The sequence below is a fragment of the Terriglobales bacterium genome (genome assembly GCA_035651995.1).
In the GTDB taxonomy this organism is placed as follows: domain Bacteria; phylum Acidobacteriota; class Terriglobia; order Terriglobales; family Acidobacteriaceae; genus DASRER01.
Window position 1 is genome coordinate 250517 of the sequence record DASRER010000022.1, and the last position, 21699, is coordinate 272215.

Below are 21699 nucleotides of genomic sequence, written 5' to 3' on the forward strand. Positions count from 1 at the left end.
TCGGCCCCTAAGTGCCAAGTGCATTCATCCCGCCATCCGGCGGAGTAGGTAGAAAAAGGACTGCCCAGGTGCTACCGACACGCAAGGTGTTTTCGGCTCACAATCGGCTCGTTGTCACGGCTGGACTCGTTGCCCTATTTATCGCCATTACCACGCCATCATTCGCCCAAACGCCCGGGTTGGTTGCTGCCTATGGGTTTAACGAGGGCTCCGGCACGACGCTCACCGACAGTTCAGGAAACAATCTGAACGGGACCATCGTCGGGGCGACCTGGGTTTCGACCGGCAAGTACGGGAAGGCGCTGTCGTTCAATGGCAGCACCAGCTACGTCGATCTGGGAAACCCAGCTCAACTGCGCCTGACCGGCAGCATGACGGTGGAAGCGTGGATCAATGCTGCGGCGAATCCCGCCGATGACGGCCAGATCGTAGCCAAGTCGAACGACGCCGCCGGCTGGCAGGTGAAGACCTCGCCGGACACGGGGCCGCATACCTTCGGCGTTGGTGTTTCAGGTACGTCCAACAGCCGTACGCAACGTTATTCAACCACCGTCCGCGCGTTGAACACCTGGTACCACGTTGCTGCCGTTTATGACGCAACCGCAGGCACGCTCAGTCTCTATGTGAACGGTGTTCTGAATAACGGCACACTCAGCGGAACCGTCCCCGCCTCTCAATTCGACCAGGCGGTAAACGTCAACATCGGCCGCCGCACTGGGGGTTACTACTTCAACGGTCTGATTGATGAAGTGCGCATTTACAACCGCGCACTTTCCCAAAGCGAAGTCCAGACCGACATGAACACCCCGGTACCCGCTCCAGCGGGTCCTGACACCACGCCGCCCACGGTTTCGATCACTGCGCCGGCCGATGGGGCGACGGTCGCCGGCACGACCACCCTCAGCGCCACTGCGAGCGACAACGTCGGGGTCGCCGGGGTTCAGTTCCTTCTCGACGGCGCCAACCTCGGCGCCGAAGTCACATCACCCCCTTACAACCTGCAATGGAACAGTGCTACGGCCAGCCTCGGCCCACACACGCTATCCGCGAAAGCTCGCGACCTCGCCGGTAATACGGCGTTCAGCACCAGCGTTTCCATCACGGTTGCTCCTCCCGGACCTCCTCAAATCGGCCAGTGGTCGTCGGTCATGAATTGGCCCATCGTGGCGGTACACGCCTCGCTGCTGCCATCAGGCGATGTGCTCGCCTGGTCCGACTTCACCGCCAGCGGCGGAGCCCAGCTCTGGCATCCCGGGACGAATACGTTTACCGATGCCAGTTACAGCACGACCAACCTGTTCTGCTCCGGACATTCGTTCCTGGCGGATGGCCGGTTGTTTGTCGCCGGCGGAATTGTTGGGCTTGTAGATGATGTTGGTCCGCGCGACACGGAAACCTTCGATTCCAATTCGAATACGTGGACGGCAGGCGGGTTTGCGGTCACCGGCAGATACTACCCCACCAACACAACGCTGCCGGACGGTCGCGTCCTGATTCAGGGAGGCACCACAACCTGTACGTCATGTATTGCTGACGTGCCCGAAATCTACAACCCGGTCACCGGAACTTCGAGCCTGATGGCCGCGACTACGAGCCAACCGAGCTTCAAGTACTATCCACACTCCTTCGTCTTGCCGGACGGCCGCGTACTGGTAACCGGTCAGGATGACCGGGCCAACATAACGCAGGCCCTCGATCTAAACACCCAAACTTGGACGACCATCGACAACCGCATCCTCGACGGTCACAGCGCCGCCATGTATCTGCCCGGCAAGGTCATCAAAGCGGGTACGGCGACTGCGGATGATCCAGGACATCCATCCGCCGCCACAACCTACGTCCTCGACATGACGCAGGCTTCCCCCTCGTGGCAGTCGACGGCCCCGATGGCGTTTCCGCGCTCATTCTTGAACCTTACGATCCTGCCCGATGGCCAGGTGCTTGCAACCGGTGGTGGAACAACCACCGATCCCGCGAACTTCAGCACCGCTGTTTACGAGGCGGAACTCTGGTCCCCATCCTCCAAGACGTGGACCACGATGGCGCGCATGCAGACGCCGCGCCTCTATCACTCGATCGCGCTGCTGTTGCCGGACGCGCGTGTCCTCGTGGCAGGCGGCGGACGTCAAACGGCCCGCCAGCAGCCCGATCCGGCCGATCAGGCCAATGCCGAGATCTACTCCCCGCCGTACTTGTTCAAGGGGCCACGGCCAACGATTACTTCGGCCCCGGCTCTGCTGCAATACGCCACAAGTTTCTCGGTGTTGACGCCCGATGCCTCGCGGATCGGTTCGGTATCCCTGATCGCGCTCGGCGCGGTCACGCACGCCTTCAACCAGAACCAGCGTTTCGTACCGCTGACCTTCCAGGTGAAGAGCGACGGTACCGGACTCGATGTCACCGCTCCAGCGGACGGCCGCATTGCGCCTCCGGGGCCTTACATGTTGTTCCTGGTGGACAACACCGGAGTGCCCTCGGTCGCGGCCATGACGCGCTTGCCCCTGGCCGGCGGCGACGCGCAGCCCCCTACCGCGCCGGGTTCTCTGAGTGCCACTGCCGCGGGCAGCACCGTGAATCTTACCTGGTCGGCTGCGACCGACAATGTGGGCGTGACCGGTTACAACATTCATCGCTCGACTACGTCGGGATTCGCGCCAAGCGCTGCCAACAAGATCGCGCAGGTAGCCTCGACCAGCTACAGCGACACGTCGTTCAGTTCGAGCGGAACGTACTTCTACCTCGTCACGGCGCAGGATGCGGCCGGTAATGTCGGGCCGCCGTCGAATCAGTCGTCCGCTTCCGTGGTCGTTGACACGACCCCGCCGGCGGTTTCGATCACCGCGCCCGCCGGGGGCGCCTCCGTAAGCGGAACTGTCACGGTGACCGCCAACGCCACCGATAACGTTGCGATCGCCGGAGTGCAGTTCCTGCTCGACGGCGCGAACCTCGGCGCGGAGCAGACCGGAGCGGGGCCGAATTACAGCGTTTCGTGGAACACGACGGGAACCGTCAATGGGGCGCACACGCTCACCGCGCGAGCCCGCGATGGAGCTGGCAATACGGTCACGTCAAGTCCAGTTAGCGTCACGGTGGTCAACGCCGGTGGCAACGGTCTAGTGGCCGCCTACAGCTTCGACGAAGGCACCGGCACCACGGTGAGCGACCGCTCCGGCAACAACATTACCGGCACGATCGTCGGCGCCACGTGGGTCACCACGGGCAAATATGGCAAGGCCCTTTCATTCAACGGCAGCAGCAGTTACGTGGATCTCGGTAACCCGACGGCGCTTCAGTTGACCGGCAGCATGACGCTGGAGGCCTGGATCAACGCCGCCGCTAATCCGGCCGACGATGGCCAAATCATCGCCAAGTCGAACGACGCCGCCGGCTGGCAGTTCAAGACAACGCCCGACACCGGTCCGCAGACGTTCGGAATTGGAGTGTCGGCCAGTGCGACCAGCCGAACCCAGCGCTACTCGGCGGGCCCACGCTCATTGAACACCTGGTACCACGTGGCTGGCGTCTATGACGCAACCGCCGGCACCCTCAACATCTATGTCAACGGGACGCTTTCAAACGGCTCGCTGGTAGGGACGATTCCCGCATCGCAGTTCAACCAGTCGGTGAACGTAAATATTGGCCGCCGCACCGGTGGCTTCTACTTCAACGGGCTGATCGACGAAATACGCATTTACAACCGCGCGCTGTCCCCGGCCGAAATCCAGAACGACATGAATACCCCGCTGGGGACGGGGGCGCCGCCCAACGACACCACGCCGCCGACCGTCTCCATCACCGCGCCTGCGAATGGGGCAACGGTTTCCGGCGCCACCTCGGTTACGGCCTCGGCCTCGGACAATGTTGCCGTTGCCAGCGTGCAGTTCAAGCTTGATAACAACAATCTCGGCAACCCGGTCACGACCGCGCCTTACACCATTTCCTGGGATACGACCACCACGACTGCCGGTCCGCACACGCTGACGGCGGTGGCTACCGACACTTCCAACAATTCAGCGACCAGCGCCCCGGTTAGCGTCACGGTGGGCTCCGGCACCGCAGCGACCATGGGACAGTGGTCCAATGTCACAAACTGGCCGCTGGTTTCGGTGCACGCCAATCTCTTGCCGAACGGCCAGGTGCTGATGTGGGACGGTCAGGGCCTCGGCTTCAATACCTACGTTTGGGATCCGGGAAGCGGCGGGTTCAACTTCTTCTCGTCACCAAACAATATCTTCTGCGGCGGCAACACGATCCTGGCGGATGGCCGCATGCTTGTGGTTGGTGGTCACGTCAACGCGCACATCGGTCTCGACGTCAGCCAGATCTTTAACTCCGCGAACAACACTTGGACTGTCGGACCCAGTATGGCCAACCCACGTTGGTATCCGACGGCTACTCCTTTGCCCGATGGCCGCGTGATCGTCATTTCCGGCGAAAGCAACTGCGACGGCTGCTTCGTGAAGACACCCGAGATCTATGATCCAGTCGCCAACAACTGGACACCGCTCAACGGCGCCAACAATTGGGCCCCGCCCTACTATCCGCACGATTTCGTGCTGCCCGATGGGCGCTTGTTCGTGAGCTCGACGACCGAGGCCCCCATCGCGGCCTGGGTGCTCGACATCGGGCAGCAGAAGTGGAGCCTGGTGGATTCGTCGCACAACTACGACGGCGGCAGCGCCGCCATGTACCTGCCCGGCAAGATCATCAAGATGGGCACTTCGGCGAACCCCGACCTCTCGACGCGCCCGTCGGCGGCAACCGCGTACGTTATCGACATGAACCAGCCGACGCCGGCCTGGCGGCAGATCGCCAATATGGCCTTTGCCCGCACTTATCACACCTCGACCGTGCTCCCGGATGGCACTGTCCTGGTGACCGGCGGCGGCACGACAACGAACGCGATCGATCTGTCAACGGCCGTCCTGGCTGCCGAGTTGTGGGACCCGAACACCGAGGCGTGGACGACGCTGGCCTCAATGCATACGCCCCGTCTCTATCACTCCATCGCTTTGTTGCTGCCTGACGCTCGCGTCCTGGTCAGCGGTGGCGGGCGTTTTAACGGGAATTCAGATCCTACGGATCAGCCGAGTTCGGAAATCTACTCGCCGCCGTACCTCTTCAAGGGTACGCGGCCGACCATCACCTCGGCGCCGGCCCAGCTCAACTATGGCCAGGCGTTTACCGTGCAGACGCCGGACGCTGCCACCATCGCCAAGGTCTCCCTGATCCGCCTCGGGGCAATTACGCACGACTTCAACGAAAGCCAGGTGTACGTGCCGCTCAACTTCACCGCCGGAAGCAGCTCGCTGACGGTCACGGCGCCGGCGAATGCCAACCTGGCAACTCCCGGACCGTACATGCTGTTCCTGGTGAACACCAACGGTGTCCCATCGGTCGCCGCCATGACCAAGCTGCCGGTCCCCTCGGGCGACACCCAGGCCCCGACCGCGCCGACGAACCTCGCTATCACGGCCGCGCCCGGCTCGGCCAGCCTGACGTGGACGGCTTCCAGCGACAATGTGGGCGTTACCGGTTACAACGTCTATCGCTCGACGACTTCCGGTTTCACGCCGGGCCCGGGCAACAGGATCGGACAGTCCGCGACCACGTCCTACACGGACACGTCCTTCACCGCGGCGGGCACGTACTTCTACAAGGTGACTGCGGTGGATGCGGCCGCTAACGAAAGCGCTCCGTCGAACCAGGCTTCGGTCACGATCGCGCTCGACACGACGCCGCCGCAGGTTTCGATCACGTCGCCGGCGAATGGCGCGACGGTTACGGGCACGATCAACCTCGTCGCCAACGCCACCGATAACGTCGCCATGAACCGGGTGCAGTTCCTGCTCGACGGCAACCCGCTCGGCTCACCGGTCACCGGTGCCGGTCCCACGTACACCTTCTCGTGGGACAGCTCCGGCACTTCCAACGGCCCGCACACCATCTCGGCGACCGCTTTCGATGGCGCGAACAATCAGGCCACGGCCACGAACGTGAATGTGACGGTTTCCAATGTCAGCGGCTTGGTCGCGGCGTATGCGTTCAACGAGGGAACGGGCACAACCGTCACTGATCTTTCCGGCAACAACATCACCGGCACGATCGTCGGCGCGACCTGGACGAACACTGGAAAGTACGGCAAGGCGCTGACCTTCAACGGCGCCTCTGCCTACGTTGATCTCGGCAATCCGACGGCGCTGCAGCTCACCGGCAGCATGACGGTTGAGGCGTGGGTCAACGCCGCCGCCAATCCGGCGGACGATGGCCAGATCGTCGCCAAGTCGAACGGCACCGCTGGGTGGCAGTTCAAGACCAGTCCTGACACCGGTCCGCACACCTTTGGCATCGGCGTGTCACCGACCAGCACGACCATCACCCAGCGCTACTCCAACACAGCTCGTGTCCTAAACACCTGGTATCACGTTGCCGGTGTTTACGACGCCGCCGCTGGAACACTGAACATATACGTGAACGGCGTGCTCGACAGCGGCGTGATCCTGGGCACGGTTCCCGGCTCGCAGTTCAATCAGGCGGTGAACGTCAACATCGGCCGGCGCACTGGCGGCTTCTACTTCAACGGCACCATTGATGAAGTCCGCATCTACAACCGGGCGCTGACGGCCGCGCAGATTCAGCAGGACATGAACACGCCGCTGGGCGGAACCCCGATCGCGGCCACGCCTGCCTTCAGCCCGGGCGGCGGAACGTACACATCGGCACAGTCGGTCACTATCTCGGATACGACGCCGGGAGCGACGATCTACTACACCACCGACGGCAGCACGCCCACCACTTCGTCGGCGGTCTACTCCAGCCCGATTTCGGTGGCCACCACCACCACGATTCAGGCCATCGCAGCCGCGCCGAACTTCCAGAACAGCGCGGTCGCGTCGGCCACGTACACCATCCAGCAGCCGACAGCGGCAACGCCGACCTTCAGCCCGGCGGGGGGAACGTACTCGACGGTGCAGTCGGTCACAATTTCCGACTCGACCGCCGGCGCGACCATCTACTACACAACCGACGGCAGCACGCCGACCACGTCCTCCACCGTCTACTCGGGTCCGATCACGGTGAACACGAGCAAGACGCTGAAAGCCATTGCGGCCGCGCCTGGCTTACTGAACAGCGCGGTCGGGTCGGCCACCTACACGCTGGTGACGGCGACGCCGGTGTTCAGTCCGGCAGCCGGCACTTACACGACCGCGCAGTCCGTCACGATCAGCGATGCTACGCCGGGCGCCACGATCTACTACACCACCAACGGCACCACGCCGACCACGTCGTCCACCGTATACACCGGCCCGATCACGGTGAGCACAACGACGACGGTGCAGGCCATCGCGGCGGCCGCCGGCTTTGCGAACAGTGCGGTCGGAAGCGCCACCTACACCATCGGCTCTACCCCGATCGCCTTCTCGCAGGTGAACGCCGCCACGCCGTCGAGCGCGCAGTCAACGGTCTCGGTTGCCTTCCCGGCGGCGCAAGTCGCCGGCGACCTGAACGTCGTGGTGGTGGGCTGGAATGACACCACTTCGGTTGTTAACTCGGTCACCGATTCCCGCGGCAACGTCTACCAGCTTGCGATTGGCCCGACGACGAGGACCACTACTCTGAGCCAGTCCATCTACTATGCGAGCGGCATTGCAGCCGGAGCCAATACCGTCACCGTGACCTTCAACAAGGCAGCCACGGCGGTCGACGTACGCATCGCGGAATATCGCGGTGTGACCACTCTGGACGCCAAGGCAGGCGCCAGCGGTAACGGCAGTTCGGCAAACAGCGGCGCCGCAACCACCACCGCCGCCAACGAACTCATCGTCGGCGCGGCAACGGTCGCCAATAGCACGAAGAGTGCCGGGAGCGGCTTCACCGCTCGCATTATCACCAGTCCGAACAGCGACCTGCTGGAAGACCGCGTGGTGACGGCCACGGGGAGCTATTCGGCAACGGCGACGCTGTCCGGCGGCGGTTGGGTGATGCAGATGGTCACATTCAAGCCTTAACGCGGTTCTACCCCGAAAGGGAAAACGCGCCGGAATTTCCGGCGCGTTTTTTTTGGGGCGGGAACGCTAGTTGTGGACGCTCGCCCTATGGCCGAGCGATTGGAACCACTCCTTGCCCATGTCGGCAATGGCCTCCCCAATCGGCAGGGAAGCGGTTGCCGCGGGTGACGGCACGTTCAGCACGTGAATGATGCGGTCGGCGGTCACGAAGCGGAAATCGTCCACCAGGGCGCCGCTGCTTTCGATGGCTTGCGCGCGGACCCCCGATCCGCCTGGATGCAAGTCTTCGGCCCGGATCTCGGGCACCAGCTTCTGTAGGCCGCGCACGAATGCCGCCTTGCTGAACGAACGGTAGTACTCCTCGGCGGCGTTGCGCCAGTAGCGCCGCGCCATGCGCCGAAAGCCGCTGAACGCGAGGGCCTCCGCGGCGTCGTGCAGGCTGATGTCACTCTTGCGGTAGCCCTCGCGCTTCAGCGCGAGCACCGCGTTGGGACCGGCCTCCACGCCGCCGGTCACGCGCTTGGTGAAGTGCACGCCGAGAAATGGGAAGCGCGGATCCGGCACCGGGTAGATGAGCGTTTTGACCAGGTGCCGCCGCTCCGGCGCGAGTTCGTAGTACTCACCGCGGAAGGGAACGATCTTCAAGTCCAGTGTGGAACCGGTCATGCGGGCAACGCGGTCACTGTGCAGGCCCGCGCAGTTCACCAGGTAGCACGCGCTCAGCTCGCCGGCTTCGGTCAGCACGCGCAGCTCGGCGGCGCTGTTGTGAATTCCCGTCACTCGCGCGCCCAGGCGGACCTCGCCTCCGCGCGAAGCGATGATTTCCGCGTACCGCCGCGCGACAGCGCCGAAATCCACGATTCCCGTGCCCGGCACGAGCATCGCCGCCACGCCGGCGGCATGCGGCTCGATTTCTCGCAGGCGCTCGGGGCCGATCATCTCCACCCCCGGCACGCCGTTCGCCTGCGCCCGCCGATGCAGCTCGGCCAGCGGCCCGCGCTCGGCGTCGCTGGTGGCCACGATCACCTTCCCGCAAATCTCATGCGGCAGCCCCTGCTCACGGCAGAAGGCCTTCATAGCAGCAGCGCCGCGGACGCACAGATGCGCCTTCAGGGAACCCGGCTTGTAGTACACCCCGGAATGGATCACGCCGCTGTTGTGACCGGTTTGATGCGCGGCGACGGCTCGCTCTTTCTCGAGGACGGCGAGCTTCAGTCCGGGAGCGCGATCGAGCATCGCCATCGCGGTCGAAAGCCCCACGATTCCGCCGCCCACGATCACCACATCGAAAGACTCGGCCATGCTGTGAGGTGTCCTCGTTCCCGAGCGAACTAATTGGCGGCGGCGACGGCCGCGCCGCTGCGCCGCGCGCGATAGCGCTCCAGCCATCGCATTTCAAGAAACAGCAGCGCAAGCGCGATCAGGAAGAACACGAACCCTCCCTGCCGATGGAGCCGTCCGGTCAGGAATGAAGGATTCACGTACGCCGCCAGGATCGTCAGGGTTACGATCCGTAACCCGTTCTTGAGCATCGCCAGCGGGATCACGGAAAGGCAAAGGATCCAACGGTTTACATCGGATTGCACGAACAGGTAGCCGCCCACCAGCGCGGTAATCAGCAGCGCCATGCTGGACCGGATGCCGCTGCACTCCTCCGCCACCACAACGGTCACACCCGGCAGGGAGAAGCTGAAACCGTCGCGATAGACCGGCACGTCAAAAAGCCTGAACCCGGCGTGAGCAACTTCTGTGGAGCCGCTCTGCAGCAGATAAACGATATTGTCGACCACGTGAGTGGGCAGCGGCACCATCAGCACGAGCAAACAGAGCGGGAAAAGCGCCCTCGCCGCTGCACGCCTGCCGTAGCACAACACGAAAGCGCTCACGCAAACGAGAACGAACGTTGCCATCGTCAAGGCCAGCGCATCGTCTTGCGACTCAAGTGTGAACTTCCGGCCTGCAAACCACCCGATGCCCGCAACCGCAAAGCCGGCAATCCCTGCCGGAACCGACCAATCCGTGCTGGAAAAAATCATTTCCCGATTGATGAAAACCAGGTAAGCGCTAATGAACGGTACAAGCAGAGTATGCGAGTAATGTTCGTGAGGAGAAAACGAAAGCCTGCCCAGCGTAGTCAGCGGTGCGAAATAGACCGCTACGGCGGCGACAAACATCACCCCGAACCACGCGTGTCGCACCCCGGCTCGGTTGACGCTCGTTTCCAAGGCTTCTCCTAGGCGTTGCGGCCCTGTTGATCCTGATTGCCAGGCCCCATCGGCAGCCTAATACGCGGGCCGATGCGCACACAAGTGCACACGCAAGTCACCCGCTCGGAGACGGTTGGGGCCCCGCAGATCACGCCGAAGCTTCGATCGACGCGGGAGTCGGCGTCTTCAGAAGCGGAAGGAGGACTTCGCGGTTGTGAGGCTGCGAGAACTTCCAGGTGTTCGACTCCAGGTAGTAGTGTGCCACAAACACTCCGTCCAGCACGGCAATCGCCTGGAAGCCGGAGGTCACGTTCAGCGGCATCGCCCCTTGCGTCCAGTTGTAGCGCCAAAGCGCGAAACCGATCATCAGCGCGGCCCCGATCGCGAGCGGGGCATAGAACTTCGCTAACCCATAACCCGCATGGGTCAGGGTCGCAAATGGCCGGTTGGAAAGCTCCCGATTGCTCGTCATGTGAAACAGCAGGCCCAGGTACGCCAGGCAGTGCTGCCCGTTGAAGACGTAAAAGTACGCATTGCTGCCGGTCGTCCCAGGTCCAAGACGGTTGTAGACCGGCCAGTAGATCATCACCGAGATGGCCGTCAGAAAATAGAGAATGCCGGGGATCGAAGGTGGAGAAATCCGCCGCCGCATCCATAGGCGCGCGCCGTAGGCCACGCAAGTGAGCACGAACAGGCCGCGCAGTCCCCACGCGAGCCGCATCAGCCATGGATCGAGGGTCTGCGCCGGAAGCCAAAGGCGCAGCACACCCTCGAAGATTGCCAGCGTCATCAGCTCGTGAAAGATGGTCTTCTCGAGCGTGGGGAGCAGGGTATCCGCCCGCGCCGCCGAGCGCGTGCGATAGAGGCTCAGCACGCCGTAATTCTGCATGGCAATGTGCTGCATGCCCCAGATCGTTGCCACCGTGATCAGGACTCGACTGTAGAACGACTGAGCGTCGAACCAGGGCCGCAGACCGTAAGCCACTAGGATCAGGACGGGCAGCGCGAAGTAGCGCATCCAGTGCGTCCGGTAATACTGGTGGTTCGGCTCATAAAGATAAGTAAAGTTCAGCGTGGCGGCGAAGTGCGGTGTCCTGATGAAAATGTGATAGATAATGAAAAAAGCAACGGTAGAGCCCACTAGCGTGCTGCGGAACACCAATAAACTCACCGGCACCCACCATAACGCGCAGAAGAAGAACAGATCGTAAGCCGGGTTTCTGATCCACTGCTTGGGCGGGATGACGATCTGCATGGTCCCTTGAGCTTCCGAAATCAGCTGTTTTGTCCCGGAACGGCCAGCGACGTCACGGCAAGCGGCCGCTCCGGCTTTTTCACCGATGGCGTACGAGGCTTGCTCATCGCCTGATGGATCCACGCCGGGATGAACAGGGTGGCCGTTGCCAGCACCAGCACAGCGATTTGCGTGCGATCCGAGTAATGTCCAAAACGCTGCCAGTAGATATAGGCGCAGATAGAGATGCAGGTCGCGCCGGCAAACACCTGCAGCGAATGGCGGCCCAGGAACGCCAACGCGCGGTAAAGCGATGTCTCACGCGCAAACGCCTCGAAAGTCCGCGGAACCGACCACACCAGGTATGCCAGCACTGCAAAGTTGATCAGCCGCACGTAATGCTCCACCGACTTCGCGTCCAGCGAGTAGAGGAACGAGAGATAGGTGGCCAGACCAGGGCCCACCGGGAGATGGAACACCGTCCGGTGTCTCAGGATGAAGAACGCCACCGAAGCCGCCAGCGCCACGCACGACCATCCGCGCGAACGAGGTACAGCAGACGGCCGTCCCGATACCTTGGGGAACCCGACTACCATGCCGCCAACAAACAGCAGCTGCCACCCGAGCGGATCGAATCCGCCATAAAAGCGCCCGTGTGTCTGCCCCAGGGCCCAGAGTGCGACGCTGACCGCCAGGACTGCCCCGCGGCGTCCGCGCTGCAGCTGCTTCAGCACGATCGGCGCTGCCGCGATAAACAGGCAGTAGTTCGGCAGGAAATTCTCCAGCCACGGTGGTCGCAACAGGAACAGCGCTCCTTCCACCCATGCTCGCAGCGGAGTGAGCCCGAAAACCGTCCCCGAGTGCACGGATGTCGCCAGCAGACCCAGTCCAAAGAACGTGAACAGCGCCATATGCGTCAGGTAAATGAGCCGCACACGGCGCAGAGCGCGACCGATGGTGGCGTCCATGCCATGCGCAATCAACGCGCGGCCGTACACCCACGCGCTCACAATTCCAGAAAGAAAGACAAAGGTCTCAGCAGCCGAGACAAAACCGAAGGTCTGATAGGTGAATTCGCGAAAAGGGTTGGGGAGGTGGTCCCACGTCATGATGACGAGGCAGAGCCCGCGGATCGCATCTATCCTCTCGTCACGCAGCAGAGGGGTGACCCGATCAGTTGCCATACTCTTGGGAGCACCTTCGTGCTAGGAATTGTACGGGAGTTCCTGGACTATCGTGCAAGTTACGATAGTCACCAACCGTGCATAACTTGGTGCACCGGCTTGCGCTGTAGTCTTCCCGTAGCCACACGACCCCGTGGTTCTGCCAGCCAACTTGCAGAAGTGAACCTGCCTTTCACATTGGCGCAAACCTCTTGCGAGGTGGTGCCAAAGTGGAATAGCACCACAATGGTGCCAGCGCCCCTAAGCCACTCTCCCATAATCAGTTAGGTGCGGTTTCTTGACATCCAGTTACTTTGGAATGCCGGTTGCACAGGTCAAGTTGCGCCGTGCTTCGGGGGTTCGCTGCGGACACCGCGCGAGTGAAGGTCACGTTCTGCAATGCCGGGGACGGGACTTAGGGGGAGATCAGATGCGTAAACGTGCCTTGGTTCTGGCACTGCTCTTCGTTGTTTTGTTTTCGGCGGGAGCAGCCAGGGCCGATGAGCTCCAGTTTTCCGGCGGCATCGTCAGTTTTACCAGTGCTTCCGGTGGAGTGAATTTCTCGCTCAGTAACTTCACGGTCCTGCTGTCGAATCCCAACGGGGATTCGGCTGTGGGCTCCACCGTTTCGTTCGGCAGCAGCCAGCCGCTCGCGTTCTTCGCCACCAGCGGCGGCAACAGCGTGAACGGAACTTTGCTTCCGCCCAATCCGCAGGTTTTCACCATCAGCGGCGCCGGCGGAACGTTGACGGGGAACATCACCTCCATCACCTTGTTCAGCACTGCTCCTGGCATTTTTGGTGTGAGTTTGCTCATCACGCCCGTGTCACTCTCTTCCGGCGCGACGAGCAACATCCTCAACCAGATTTGGAACGAGCCGGGCGGTGGTTCCTCGTTGCTTACATTCCAGTTCAGCAATCCGGATTTCTCCAGCATCAGCCAGATCACCAGCTACACCGGTCAGGGTCTGGGGTCCGGCGCGTCAGGATCGCTCGCAGCGGTTCCCGAGCCGGCTTCGTTGTTCTTGTTGGGTACCGGACTGCTGGGCATGGGCGGGATGCGCCGACGCTGGTTCAGAGGGCGCTAGGTTGGTCGCTTTTCACCTGGCGAGAGGGGCCTGGGCCGCTTGGCTCAGCCCCATTTCGCAAGGCGCTGCGCTCAAGACGGCTTTCGCTGTTCTATGCCCGCTTCTTCTCCCGCGCCCCCAACCAGCCATCGGATTCTGCGGCTGTTGAACCACACTGCCGCGCCTACGCCCGCGCCGAGCACGTTCATCGCTACGTCGGTGGACGACGAATCGCGTCCTGGAATGAACGCCTGCGTCAGTTCTATGCCGCAGCTCAACAGGGCGGCGATGGCAATGCTTGCCGCCAGCGCCTTGCCGCGGCTCCAACCGCCAACCAGCACCAGGTAGGCGGTCACCAGCGCTCCAAACGGCACAAAGCCGGTGACATTTACGGCAACGTCGAGCACGCCATTGCGCGTGAATCGCAAGTCCCACGCCAAATAGTTTCTTCGCAACATCACCACCGTCGCCGGCACGTGCAGCGCAGGCCGCCGCCCAGCCGCCTCATGTGCTTCCGTTCCGATGCGTTCGCGGAATTGGTAGCACGCCGCCTCTTCGGCGGCGGCGCCTAGCTGGCATGCGGTCTGCGCGGCTGCCACGTCCGCCGCGCTGAACGATCGCTCATAAATGGCCAGCGCGCGCACAATCCCCAACCACGAACGGCTGGCGGTGCCGGCGCTTCCCAGCAGCAGGCGGCCGGTATAGCGGGGAAGGTCCAGCATTGCCTTCACTCCGGCCGCCGGCCTGCCGTCAACGTAGAGGATCGTTTCTCCGGGCGCGGTCGTGATCACCAGATGCACCGGCCTGCCGGCGCGCAAAAGCCTGGGCACGGCCGACTCGAAAGAAAAGCGCTTGCCGTCGGGCGACCGATACAGGGCCTTCAGGATCAGGTACGAGCCCCATTGCGATATCAGAAATCGCGGCGAGATGTCGTCTTCGTCGTCGGAAAGAATGTGAGCCATGTCGCTGGCGGCGCTTTTCGACGACTCGAACTCCAGTTCGATCGTGAACGGCGCCTCTTGCCGATCTGCCGCGGGTTGCACAAGATCGCGAAACGCCTGGTCGGAGTACACGATCCCGCGCTCTTCAAAGCGGATGCCGTCTGCGCCGGCAATCCAGCGGGCGCCGTTCGGCGGATGAAACTGCAGCGGCCTCACCCCGGCATACAGGATGATGCCCAGCATCGCCAGCAATGCGACGCCGAGCAGCTTCCGCTGCCGCGCAGTTGCGATGGTGTTGGCGTCCGCGACGGGTGCGTTCACGGACGGGATCAGAAAACCCGCTCAGAAACGATCTGGCGCAAGTACTCGCCGTAGCCGTTGTTCATGGCAGCGGCCAGGCGACCGAGTTGCTCCTGGTTGATAAATCCCAGGCGGTAGGCGATTTCCTCGGGGCATGCGACCTTCAGGCCTTGCCGCTTCTCCACCGTCTCGATGAACTGCGACGCCTCGAGCAATGACTCGTGCGTACCGGTGTCGAGCCATGCGAATCCACGCCCCATGACCTCGACGTCGAGGGCCTTCATCTCCAGATACCGCCTATTCAGGTCAGTGATCTCGAGTTCGCCGCGCGCAGAAGGGCGCAGCGACCCGGCAATTTCGACGACGCGATTGTCATAAAAGTACAGGCCGACCACGGCATAGCGGGACTTCGGCTGCTTGGGCTTTTCTTCCAGGCTGACGGCGTGTCCGTCGGTGTCGAACTCCACCACGCCATAGCGCTCCGGATCGGCGACTGCGTAGGCGAATACGGTCGCCCCGCGCTGCTTGGCGCTGGCGCGCTGCACCAGCGCCGCCAGTTCGTGTCCGTAAAAGACGTTGTCGCCGAGCACGAGTGCAGCCTCGTCTTTGCCGAGAAAATCCTTGCCGATGAGAAACGCCTGCGCCAGCCCTTCCGGTTTCGGCTGCACCGCGTACTCCAGGCGCAGTCCCCACTGCGAGCCGTCGCCGAGCAGTTCGGCAAAACGCGGCGTGTCCTGCGGCGTGGAAATGACCAGGATTTCCCGAATGCCCGCCAGCATGAGCGTGCTCAGCGGATAGTAGATCATCGGCTTGTCATAGACCGGCAGGAGCTGCTTGGAGATGACGTGAGTTACGGGATACAACCGCGTGCCGGCGCCGCCCGCCAGGATAATTCCTTTTCTCATCGCTGTTTATCCCCGCGTCGCGTAGTTCACCGAGATCCACTTCTGGTACGCGCCGCTGGTCACGTTCTGGATCCAGTCATCATTTCCCAGATACCACCGGACGGTGCTGCGAATGCCTGTCTGGAACGTCTGCCGCGGTCTCCAGCCCAGCTCTGACTCGATTTTCCTGCTATCGATGGCGTAGCGGCGGTCGTGGCCCGGCCGGTCTTTGACGTAGGTGATGAGTGAAGCATAATCCCTCCCGGGGCGCTCCGTCGCCAGCACCGAGCAGATTGTTTTCACCACGTCGATGTTCGCCATCTCGCTGCGCCCGCCGATGTTGTAGGTCTCACCCGGCCGTCCGCGCTCCAGCACGGTGCGGATCGCCTCGCAGTGGTCTTCCACGTAGAGCCAGTCGCGCACGTTCATGCCGTCGCCGTACACCGGGAGCGCTTTGCCGTTGAGCGCGTTGATGATCATCAGCGGAATCAGTTTTTCAGGGAATTGCCGCGGGCCATAGTTGTTCGAGCAGTTCGTGATCAGCGTCGGCAACCCGTACGTATGGTGATAGGCCCGCACCAGGTGGTCGGAACCCGCCTTGGACGCCGAATACGGGCTGTTCGGCGCGTACGCCGTCGTCTCACAGAAGGCCGGGTCCTTCGGCCCCAGCGAGCCGTAAACCTCATCCGTCGAGACGTGCAGGAAACGAAACCGCTCCCGCCGCTCCCCGCTTAGGTTCTTCCAGTATTCCCGCGCCGTCTCCAACAGCTGGAACGTCCCCAGGACGTTTGTGCGGATGAAGTCCGCAGGCCCGTGGATCGAGCGGTCCACGTGCGACTCCGCCGCAAAGTGAACAATGGCCCGCGGCTGGTGCTTGCGAAACAGATCCTGAACCAGCGACGCGTCTCCAATATCTCCGTGCACGAACGAGTAGCGCGAGTCGCCGTCGATCGAGGCCAGGTTCTGCAGGTTGCCGGCGTAGGTCAGCGCGTCCAGATTGACCAGCGCCGAGCGCTCATTCGCCAGCCAGTTCAGCACGAAGTTCGAACCGATGAAGCCGGCGCCGCCGGTTACAAGGATGGTTTCCAACACCGCTCGTGGTTCCCCCTCGGGTGACTGCTCATCACGTACCGGCCAGTTTACGTCCAGTTTGGGTCGTCGGGAGAGTGCTTAACTGGTTGATTAGCAGGATTATACCGCAGCAGGTTCAGGCCATCAGCAGCCCCGCGTCTGGCTTCGAATTGGAGGTAAGATGTCGCCACAGCCAGCGCGGCCCCGCTGCGCCGCCGCTGCCGCAGTGCGGCATTACCAAAGTACCGGGAGGCGCAGAATGGCCCCGTGGGGCGGTACCAGGTTGAGGTATAAAGGTTTGTGTTGAGGATCGGTACCGGCTTGCACGCTTCCTGCTGGGAGGGCGGAATTTCAAGATGCGAATCGCAGTAGTGGGATCGGGCTATGTTGGCCTGGTGGCTTCAGCCTGCCTGGCTGAGATCGGTCACGACGTAGTCTGCATCGATAACGATCAGCAGAAGGTCGCCGCTTTGGTGCGCGGCGAGACTCCCATTCACGAACAGTTCCTGCCCGAGTTGCTCACTCGGCATCGCGGAAGCCGGCTGCGTTTCTCCGGAAACCTGGCCGAAGCCGGGCGCGGCGCCCACGTCGTGTTCATCGCCGTCGGCACACCGCCCACCGAGAACGGCGACGCCGACCTCTCGTACGTCGAATCTGTCTCGCGCGAAGTTGGACAGCAGCTCGGCGATTACACCGTCATCGTCGAGAAGAGCACGGTGCCGGTGTACACCTGCGAATGGGTGCGCCGCGTCATCTCGCTGAACGCGCCCTCTCCGGTGGATTTCGACGTCGCCTCCAACCCTGAGTTCCTGCGCGAAGGCACCGCCGTCACCGACTTTCTGTATCCCGATCGGATCGTGGTGGGCGCCGACAATGACCGCTCCGCCAGCGTGCTCCGCACGCTTTACGAGCCCCTGACCAGCGGCGCGTATTACACCCAGCCGGGCGCGATCAAGCAGCCGTCGGGCGGTGCTGACTTTCCGCCGCCGCTCATCGTGACCAGCACCAAAAGCGCGGAACTCATCAAGCACGCCTCCAACGCATTTCTCGCGCTCAAGATTTCCTTCATCAACGCCGTCGCCAACGTGTGCGAAGCCGTGGGCGCCGACGTGGAGCAGGTGTGCACCGGCGTGGGTCTGGATTCTCGCATCGGCCCGCGCTTCCTGAGGCCCGGCATCGGCTACGGCGGGTCGTGTTTCCCGAAAGATGTGCTCGCCTTCCGTGCCGTGGCGCGCGACTGCGGCTACGACTTCCGCCTGCTGGAGGAGGTCACCCGCATCAATGACGACCAGCGGCAGCGATTCCTCCGCAAAGTGCGCAACACGCTCTGGACGCTGAAAGGGAAGCGCCTGGCCGTGCTTGGGCTCGCCTTCAAAGGCGGGACCGACGACATCCGCGAGTCGCCCGCGCTGGCGCTGGTGCAGGCATTGCTCCGCGAAGGCTGTGACGTGGTGGCCTACGATCCCGCCGCCGCGGACCGCGCTCGTGAAGAGCTCGGTGGCGACATCGTGCGCTTCGCCAAAGGGCCCTATGAAGCGGCCCGTGGCGCCGACGCGCTGCTCATCCTCACCGACTGGGAGGAGTTCGCGCGCCTGGACCTGGAGCGCCTGGCAGGCGAACTGAAGTATCCCATCGTCCTCGACGGGCGCAACATGTATCGGCCGGAGGACATGGCCGCGCATGGCCTTACCTACGTCAGCGTCGGCCGCGCCACCATCACGCCGCTCAACCGTCGCGCTGCCATGGCTTCATCGCCTGCGACCGCGCGCGACTAGCCGGCGGCAGCGTCAGGTCGAGTCGGGCGAGCGTGCTATACTCGCCGCCTCTCACACATGTTTGAGCGCAAGGAAACCGGTATACCCGGCCTGTGTGTTCTTGCGCCGCGGGTTTGGCGTGACGCGCGCGGCTTTTTCCTGGAAACCTACCACGCTGCGCAGTTCGCCGAACTCGGTATTCACGACCGTTTCGTGCAGGACAATCACTCTCGCTCGGTGAAGAACGTCCTTCGCGGCCTTCACTATCAGCTTCGTCGGCCTCAGGCCAAGCTTTGCCGTGTAATCCGCGGCGCCGTGCTTGATGTCGCCGTCGACATCCGCCGTGGCTCGCCAACGTTCGGCCACTCCGCGGCCGTGGAACTCTCGGCCGAGAACATGCTTCAAGTTTACGTTCCCGCTGGCTTCGCGCACGGGTTCGTCGTTTTGTCGGACGAAGCCGAGTTCCTCTACAAGTGCAGTGACTTCTACGACGCTGCCGACGAGCGCGGCGTCCTGTGGAACGATCCCGACCTGAACCTGAACTGGGGCCTGAGCGACCCGCTACTTTCCGACAAAGACCGCAGAAACCCGCGGCTCTCGCAGATCGCCGCCCAGCATCTGCCCGCTTACAACGCGCCATGAAGGTCCTCGTCACCGGCAAAGACGGCCAGGTCGGCTGGGAGCTCCAGCGAGCCCTGGCGGCGGTGGGTGACGTCGTCGCGCTCGGCCGGCAGGAGCTGGATCTCCGCAACGTTGACGCGATCCGCCGTACCGTACGCGATCTGCTTCCGAACATTGTGATAAACGCCGCCGGCTATACGGATGTGAACCGCGCTGAGGCCGAGCGCGCGATCGCCGACGAAGTGAATGGCCGCGCGCCCGGCATCTTCGCGGAGGAGGCGGCGCGCATCGGCGCCTTGCTGGTGCACTACTCCACTGACTATGTTTTCAGCGGCGATTTCAAGCGCCCCTATCGCGAAGACGACCCCGTTGGTCCCATCAACGCCTACGGCGCGAGCAAACTGCTGGGCGAGCAGGCAATCCAGGCCGTGGGTGGCCATTACTTAATTTTTCGGACGGCTTGGGTGTACGCCACGCGCGGCAAGAACTTCTTCCTGACGATTTTGCGTTTCGCGCGCGAAGGCAAGCCGCTGCGCGTCGTCGCTGACCAGAAGGGAACGCCGACTTGGGCGCGCTTGATCGCCGAAACCACGGCAGCCGTGCTCCGCAAGCCGGCCGGCGAACTTGCGCAGCGCGCGGGCGTCTATCACTTGACCGCCGGCGGCGAAACCAACTGGCACGAATTCGCGCGCGCCATTTTGAGCGAGGTCGCCAACTCGCACGCGCCCGACGCGGCGGCCTGCCGGCAAGCTCTGGAGCGCCTGCAGGCGATCACCTCGGCCGAATTCTCCACGCCCGCGCGCCGCCCCGCCAACTCCGTGCTCGACAATCAGAAACTCGTACAGGTGTTCGGCATCCGTTTTCCGGGTTGGCGCGAGCAACTTCACCTCGCAGTCGAAGACTGGCAACGCGGCGAGACCACAGACTAGGCGCGCCAGCTTACCGGTAAACTGCTTATAATCAACTACTTGTGGGAATCCTTGGGGCTTGGCAAGCTGTGACCGCTCCGCATGAACCGACGTAACTCTGTTGGGTCGAAGCCGCACCGGCGCGCCGCAACTTGATGCTAAGATGGCCGGGTTACCAACTCTCCTATGGCCACTCAATCCAAACAGTCTGTGGTTGCGCCGCTGCCGCTGGTTTCCAAGGTTCAGGCGCGCGAGGCGCACGTCGGCATTATCGGACTCGGCTACGTCGGCTTGCCGCTGGCGCTCCTGTTCAGCGAGCAGAAGTTCCCGGTCACCGGCTTCGACATCGACCAGAAGAAGGTCGACACCCTCAGCTCCGGCGGCTCCTACATTTTCCGAATCCCGGCGACCGATGTGCAGGCCGCCCGCGGGCGTGGTTTCAGCGCCACCGCCGACTACGCGCAGATCGCGAAGATGGATGCGGTCATCATCTGCGTCCCCACGCCGCTCGACGAGCACCATGAGCCCGACCTGAGCTACATCACCGGTACGGCCGAGGCCATAGCGCCGCACTTGCGCGAAGGCCAGCTCATCGTGCTGGAGAGCACCACGTATCCGGGCACCACCGAGGAAGTGCTGGTTCCCATTCTGGAAAAGACCGGCCTGAAGGCCGCGCGCAACGGCTCCAGCGGCAACCGCGAATTCTTCGTCGCCTTCTCGCCCGAGCGCGAAGACCCAGGCAACGACACGGTCGCTCGCCGTGACATCCCCAAAGTCATCGGCGGGCTCGACGCACGCGCTGCCGAAGCCGCGGGCGCGCTCTACAACTCCATTTTCAACCGCGTCGTTCCCGTCTCTTCTCCGGCAGCGGCGGAGATGACCAAGCTGCTGGAAAACATCTACCGCTGCGTGAACATCGCGCTGGTCAACGAACTCAAGCTGCTCTGCCTGCGCATGGGCATCGACATCTGGGAGGTGATCGGCGCGGCCGCCACCAAGCCCTTCGGCTACCACCCCTTCTATCCCGGCCCGGGTCTTGGCGGGCACTGCATTCCCATTGATCCGTTCTATCTGTCGTGGAAGGCGAGGCAGTTCGACTTTCACACCAAGTTCATCGAACTCGCGGGTGAAGTGAACATCGGCATGCCGTATCACGTGGTGGCGTCGGTCGCCAACGCACTCAACAAGCACAAGAAGGCGCTCAACGGATCACGCATTCTCGTCCTCGGCGTCGCCTACAAGAAAGACATCGACGATCTTCGTGAGTCGCCGGCGCTTACCATCATCGAGTTGCTCCAGCGCGAAGGCAGCCAGGTCAGCTATCACGACCCATATTTCCCGTTCGTTGGCCGCGGACGCCACTACGAGTTGCAAATGAAGTGCGCTCCGCTGGAGGACCTCGGGCAGTACGACTGCGTGCTGATCGTGACCGACCACTCCGACTACGACTACAAACGCATCGTGGACGAGGCGCAAATGGTCGTCGATTCACGGAATGCCACGCGCGGCATCAAGTCTTCCAAGATCGTGCCCTGTTAGCG

The 21699-nt window shown here is 62.8% G+C and carries 13 protein-coding genes; 6 read left to right on the plus strand and 7 right to left on the minus strand.

Features of this window, described 5'->3' with window-relative positions:
• Positions 1 to 179: 179 nt before the first annotated feature.
• The gene (locus tag VFA60_09095; protein HZQ91934.1) at positions 180 to 8009 is read left to right on the plus strand and encodes a LamG-like jellyroll fold domain-containing protein; all 7830 of its coding nucleotides are present in this window, start codon (positions 180 to 182) and stop codon (positions 8007 to 8009) included.
• A 66-nt stretch (positions 8010 to 8075) separates the two neighbouring features.
• On the opposite strand, the gene lhgO is transcribed toward VFA60_09095, so the two are convergent.
• The 4 genes from lhgO to opgC all read right to left on the minus strand — a co-directional run bounded on the left by lhgO (position 8076) and on the right by opgC (position 12634).
• Positions 8076 to 9311, minus strand: a complete 1236-nt coding sequence (lhgO, locus tag VFA60_09100; GenBank protein HZQ91935.1) for an L-2-hydroxyglutarate oxidase — start codon at positions 9309 to 9311, stop codon at positions 8076 to 8078.
• A 29-nt stretch (positions 9312 to 9340) separates the two neighbouring features.
• On the minus strand, positions 9341 to 10234 hold the full coding sequence (locus VFA60_09105) for an exosortase/archaeosortase family protein (protein ID HZQ91936.1): 894 nt from the start codon (positions 10232 to 10234) through the stop codon (positions 9341 to 9343).
• Positions 10235 to 10364: 130 nt separating this feature from the next.
• Positions 10365 to 11471, minus strand: coding sequence for a hypothetical protein (locus VFA60_09110; GenBank protein ID HZQ91937.1), 1107 nt, complete (start codon positions 11469 to 11471; stop codon positions 10365 to 10367).
• A gap of 20 nt (positions 11472 to 11491) precedes the next feature.
• A complete protein-coding gene (gene opgC, locus VFA60_09115; protein HZQ91938.1) occupies positions 11492 to 12634 on the minus strand; it encodes an OpgC domain-containing protein in 1143 nt (380 codons plus the stop codon).
• A gap of 298 nt (positions 12635 to 12932) precedes the next feature.
• Between opgC and VFA60_09120 the strand changes: the two genes are divergently transcribed.
• Complete coding sequence (locus VFA60_09120; GenBank protein HZQ91939.1) at positions 12933 to 13700, plus strand: VPLPA-CTERM sorting domain-containing protein; 768 nt, start codon at positions 12933 to 12935, stop codon at positions 13698 to 13700.
• Between the two features lie 71 nt (positions 13701 to 13771).
• Here the strand turns inward: VFA60_09120 and VFA60_09125 are convergent, their stop codons facing one another.
• From VFA60_09125 to rfbB, 3 genes are read right to left on the minus strand one after another with little or no spacing between them, the layout of a single operon-like run.
• Positions 13772 to 14941 (minus strand): VanZ family protein, encoded by a 1170-nt coding sequence (locus VFA60_09125; GenBank protein HZQ91940.1) that lies wholly within the window; start codon positions 14939 to 14941, stop codon positions 13772 to 13774.
• Between the two features lie 8 nt (positions 14942 to 14949).
• Positions 14950 to 15825: a glucose-1-phosphate thymidylyltransferase RfbA gene (gene rfbA, locus VFA60_09130; protein ID HZQ91941.1), complete on the minus strand. Its 876-nt coding sequence runs from the start codon at positions 15823 to 15825 to the stop codon at positions 14950 to 14952.
• Between the two features lie 6 nt (positions 15826 to 15831).
• Positions 15832 to 16893, minus strand: coding sequence for a dTDP-glucose 4,6-dehydratase (gene rfbB, locus VFA60_09135; GenBank protein ID HZQ91942.1), 1062 nt, complete (start codon positions 16891 to 16893; stop codon positions 15832 to 15834).
• A 338-nt stretch (positions 16894 to 17231) separates the two neighbouring features.
• Between rfbB and VFA60_09140 the strand changes: the two genes are divergently transcribed.
• The 4 genes from VFA60_09140 to VFA60_09155 all read left to right on the plus strand — a co-directional run bounded on the left by VFA60_09140 (position 17232) and on the right by VFA60_09155 (position 21697).
• The gene (locus tag VFA60_09140) at positions 17232 to 18650 is read left to right on the plus strand and encodes a UDP-glucose/GDP-mannose dehydrogenase family protein (GenBank protein ID HZQ91943.1); all 1419 of its coding nucleotides are present in this window, start codon (positions 17232 to 17234) and stop codon (positions 18648 to 18650) included.
• A 57-nt stretch (positions 18651 to 18707) separates the two neighbouring features.
• On the plus strand, positions 18708 to 19271 hold the full coding sequence (gene rfbC / locus VFA60_09145) for a dTDP-4-dehydrorhamnose 3,5-epimerase (GenBank protein ID HZQ91944.1): 564 nt from the start codon (positions 18708 to 18710) through the stop codon (positions 19269 to 19271).
• A complete protein-coding gene (gene rfbD / locus VFA60_09150) occupies positions 19268 to 20179 on the plus strand; it encodes a dTDP-4-dehydrorhamnose reductase (protein ID HZQ91945.1) in 912 nt (303 codons plus the stop codon). Before rfbC ends, rfbD begins: the two co-directional genes overlap by 4 nt.
• Positions 20180 to 20344: 165 nt before the next feature.
• Positions 20345 to 21697 (plus strand): nucleotide sugar dehydrogenase, encoded by a 1353-nt coding sequence (locus VFA60_09155; protein HZQ91946.1) that lies wholly within the window; start codon positions 20345 to 20347, stop codon positions 21695 to 21697.
• Positions 21698 to 21699: the final 2 nt, after the last annotated feature.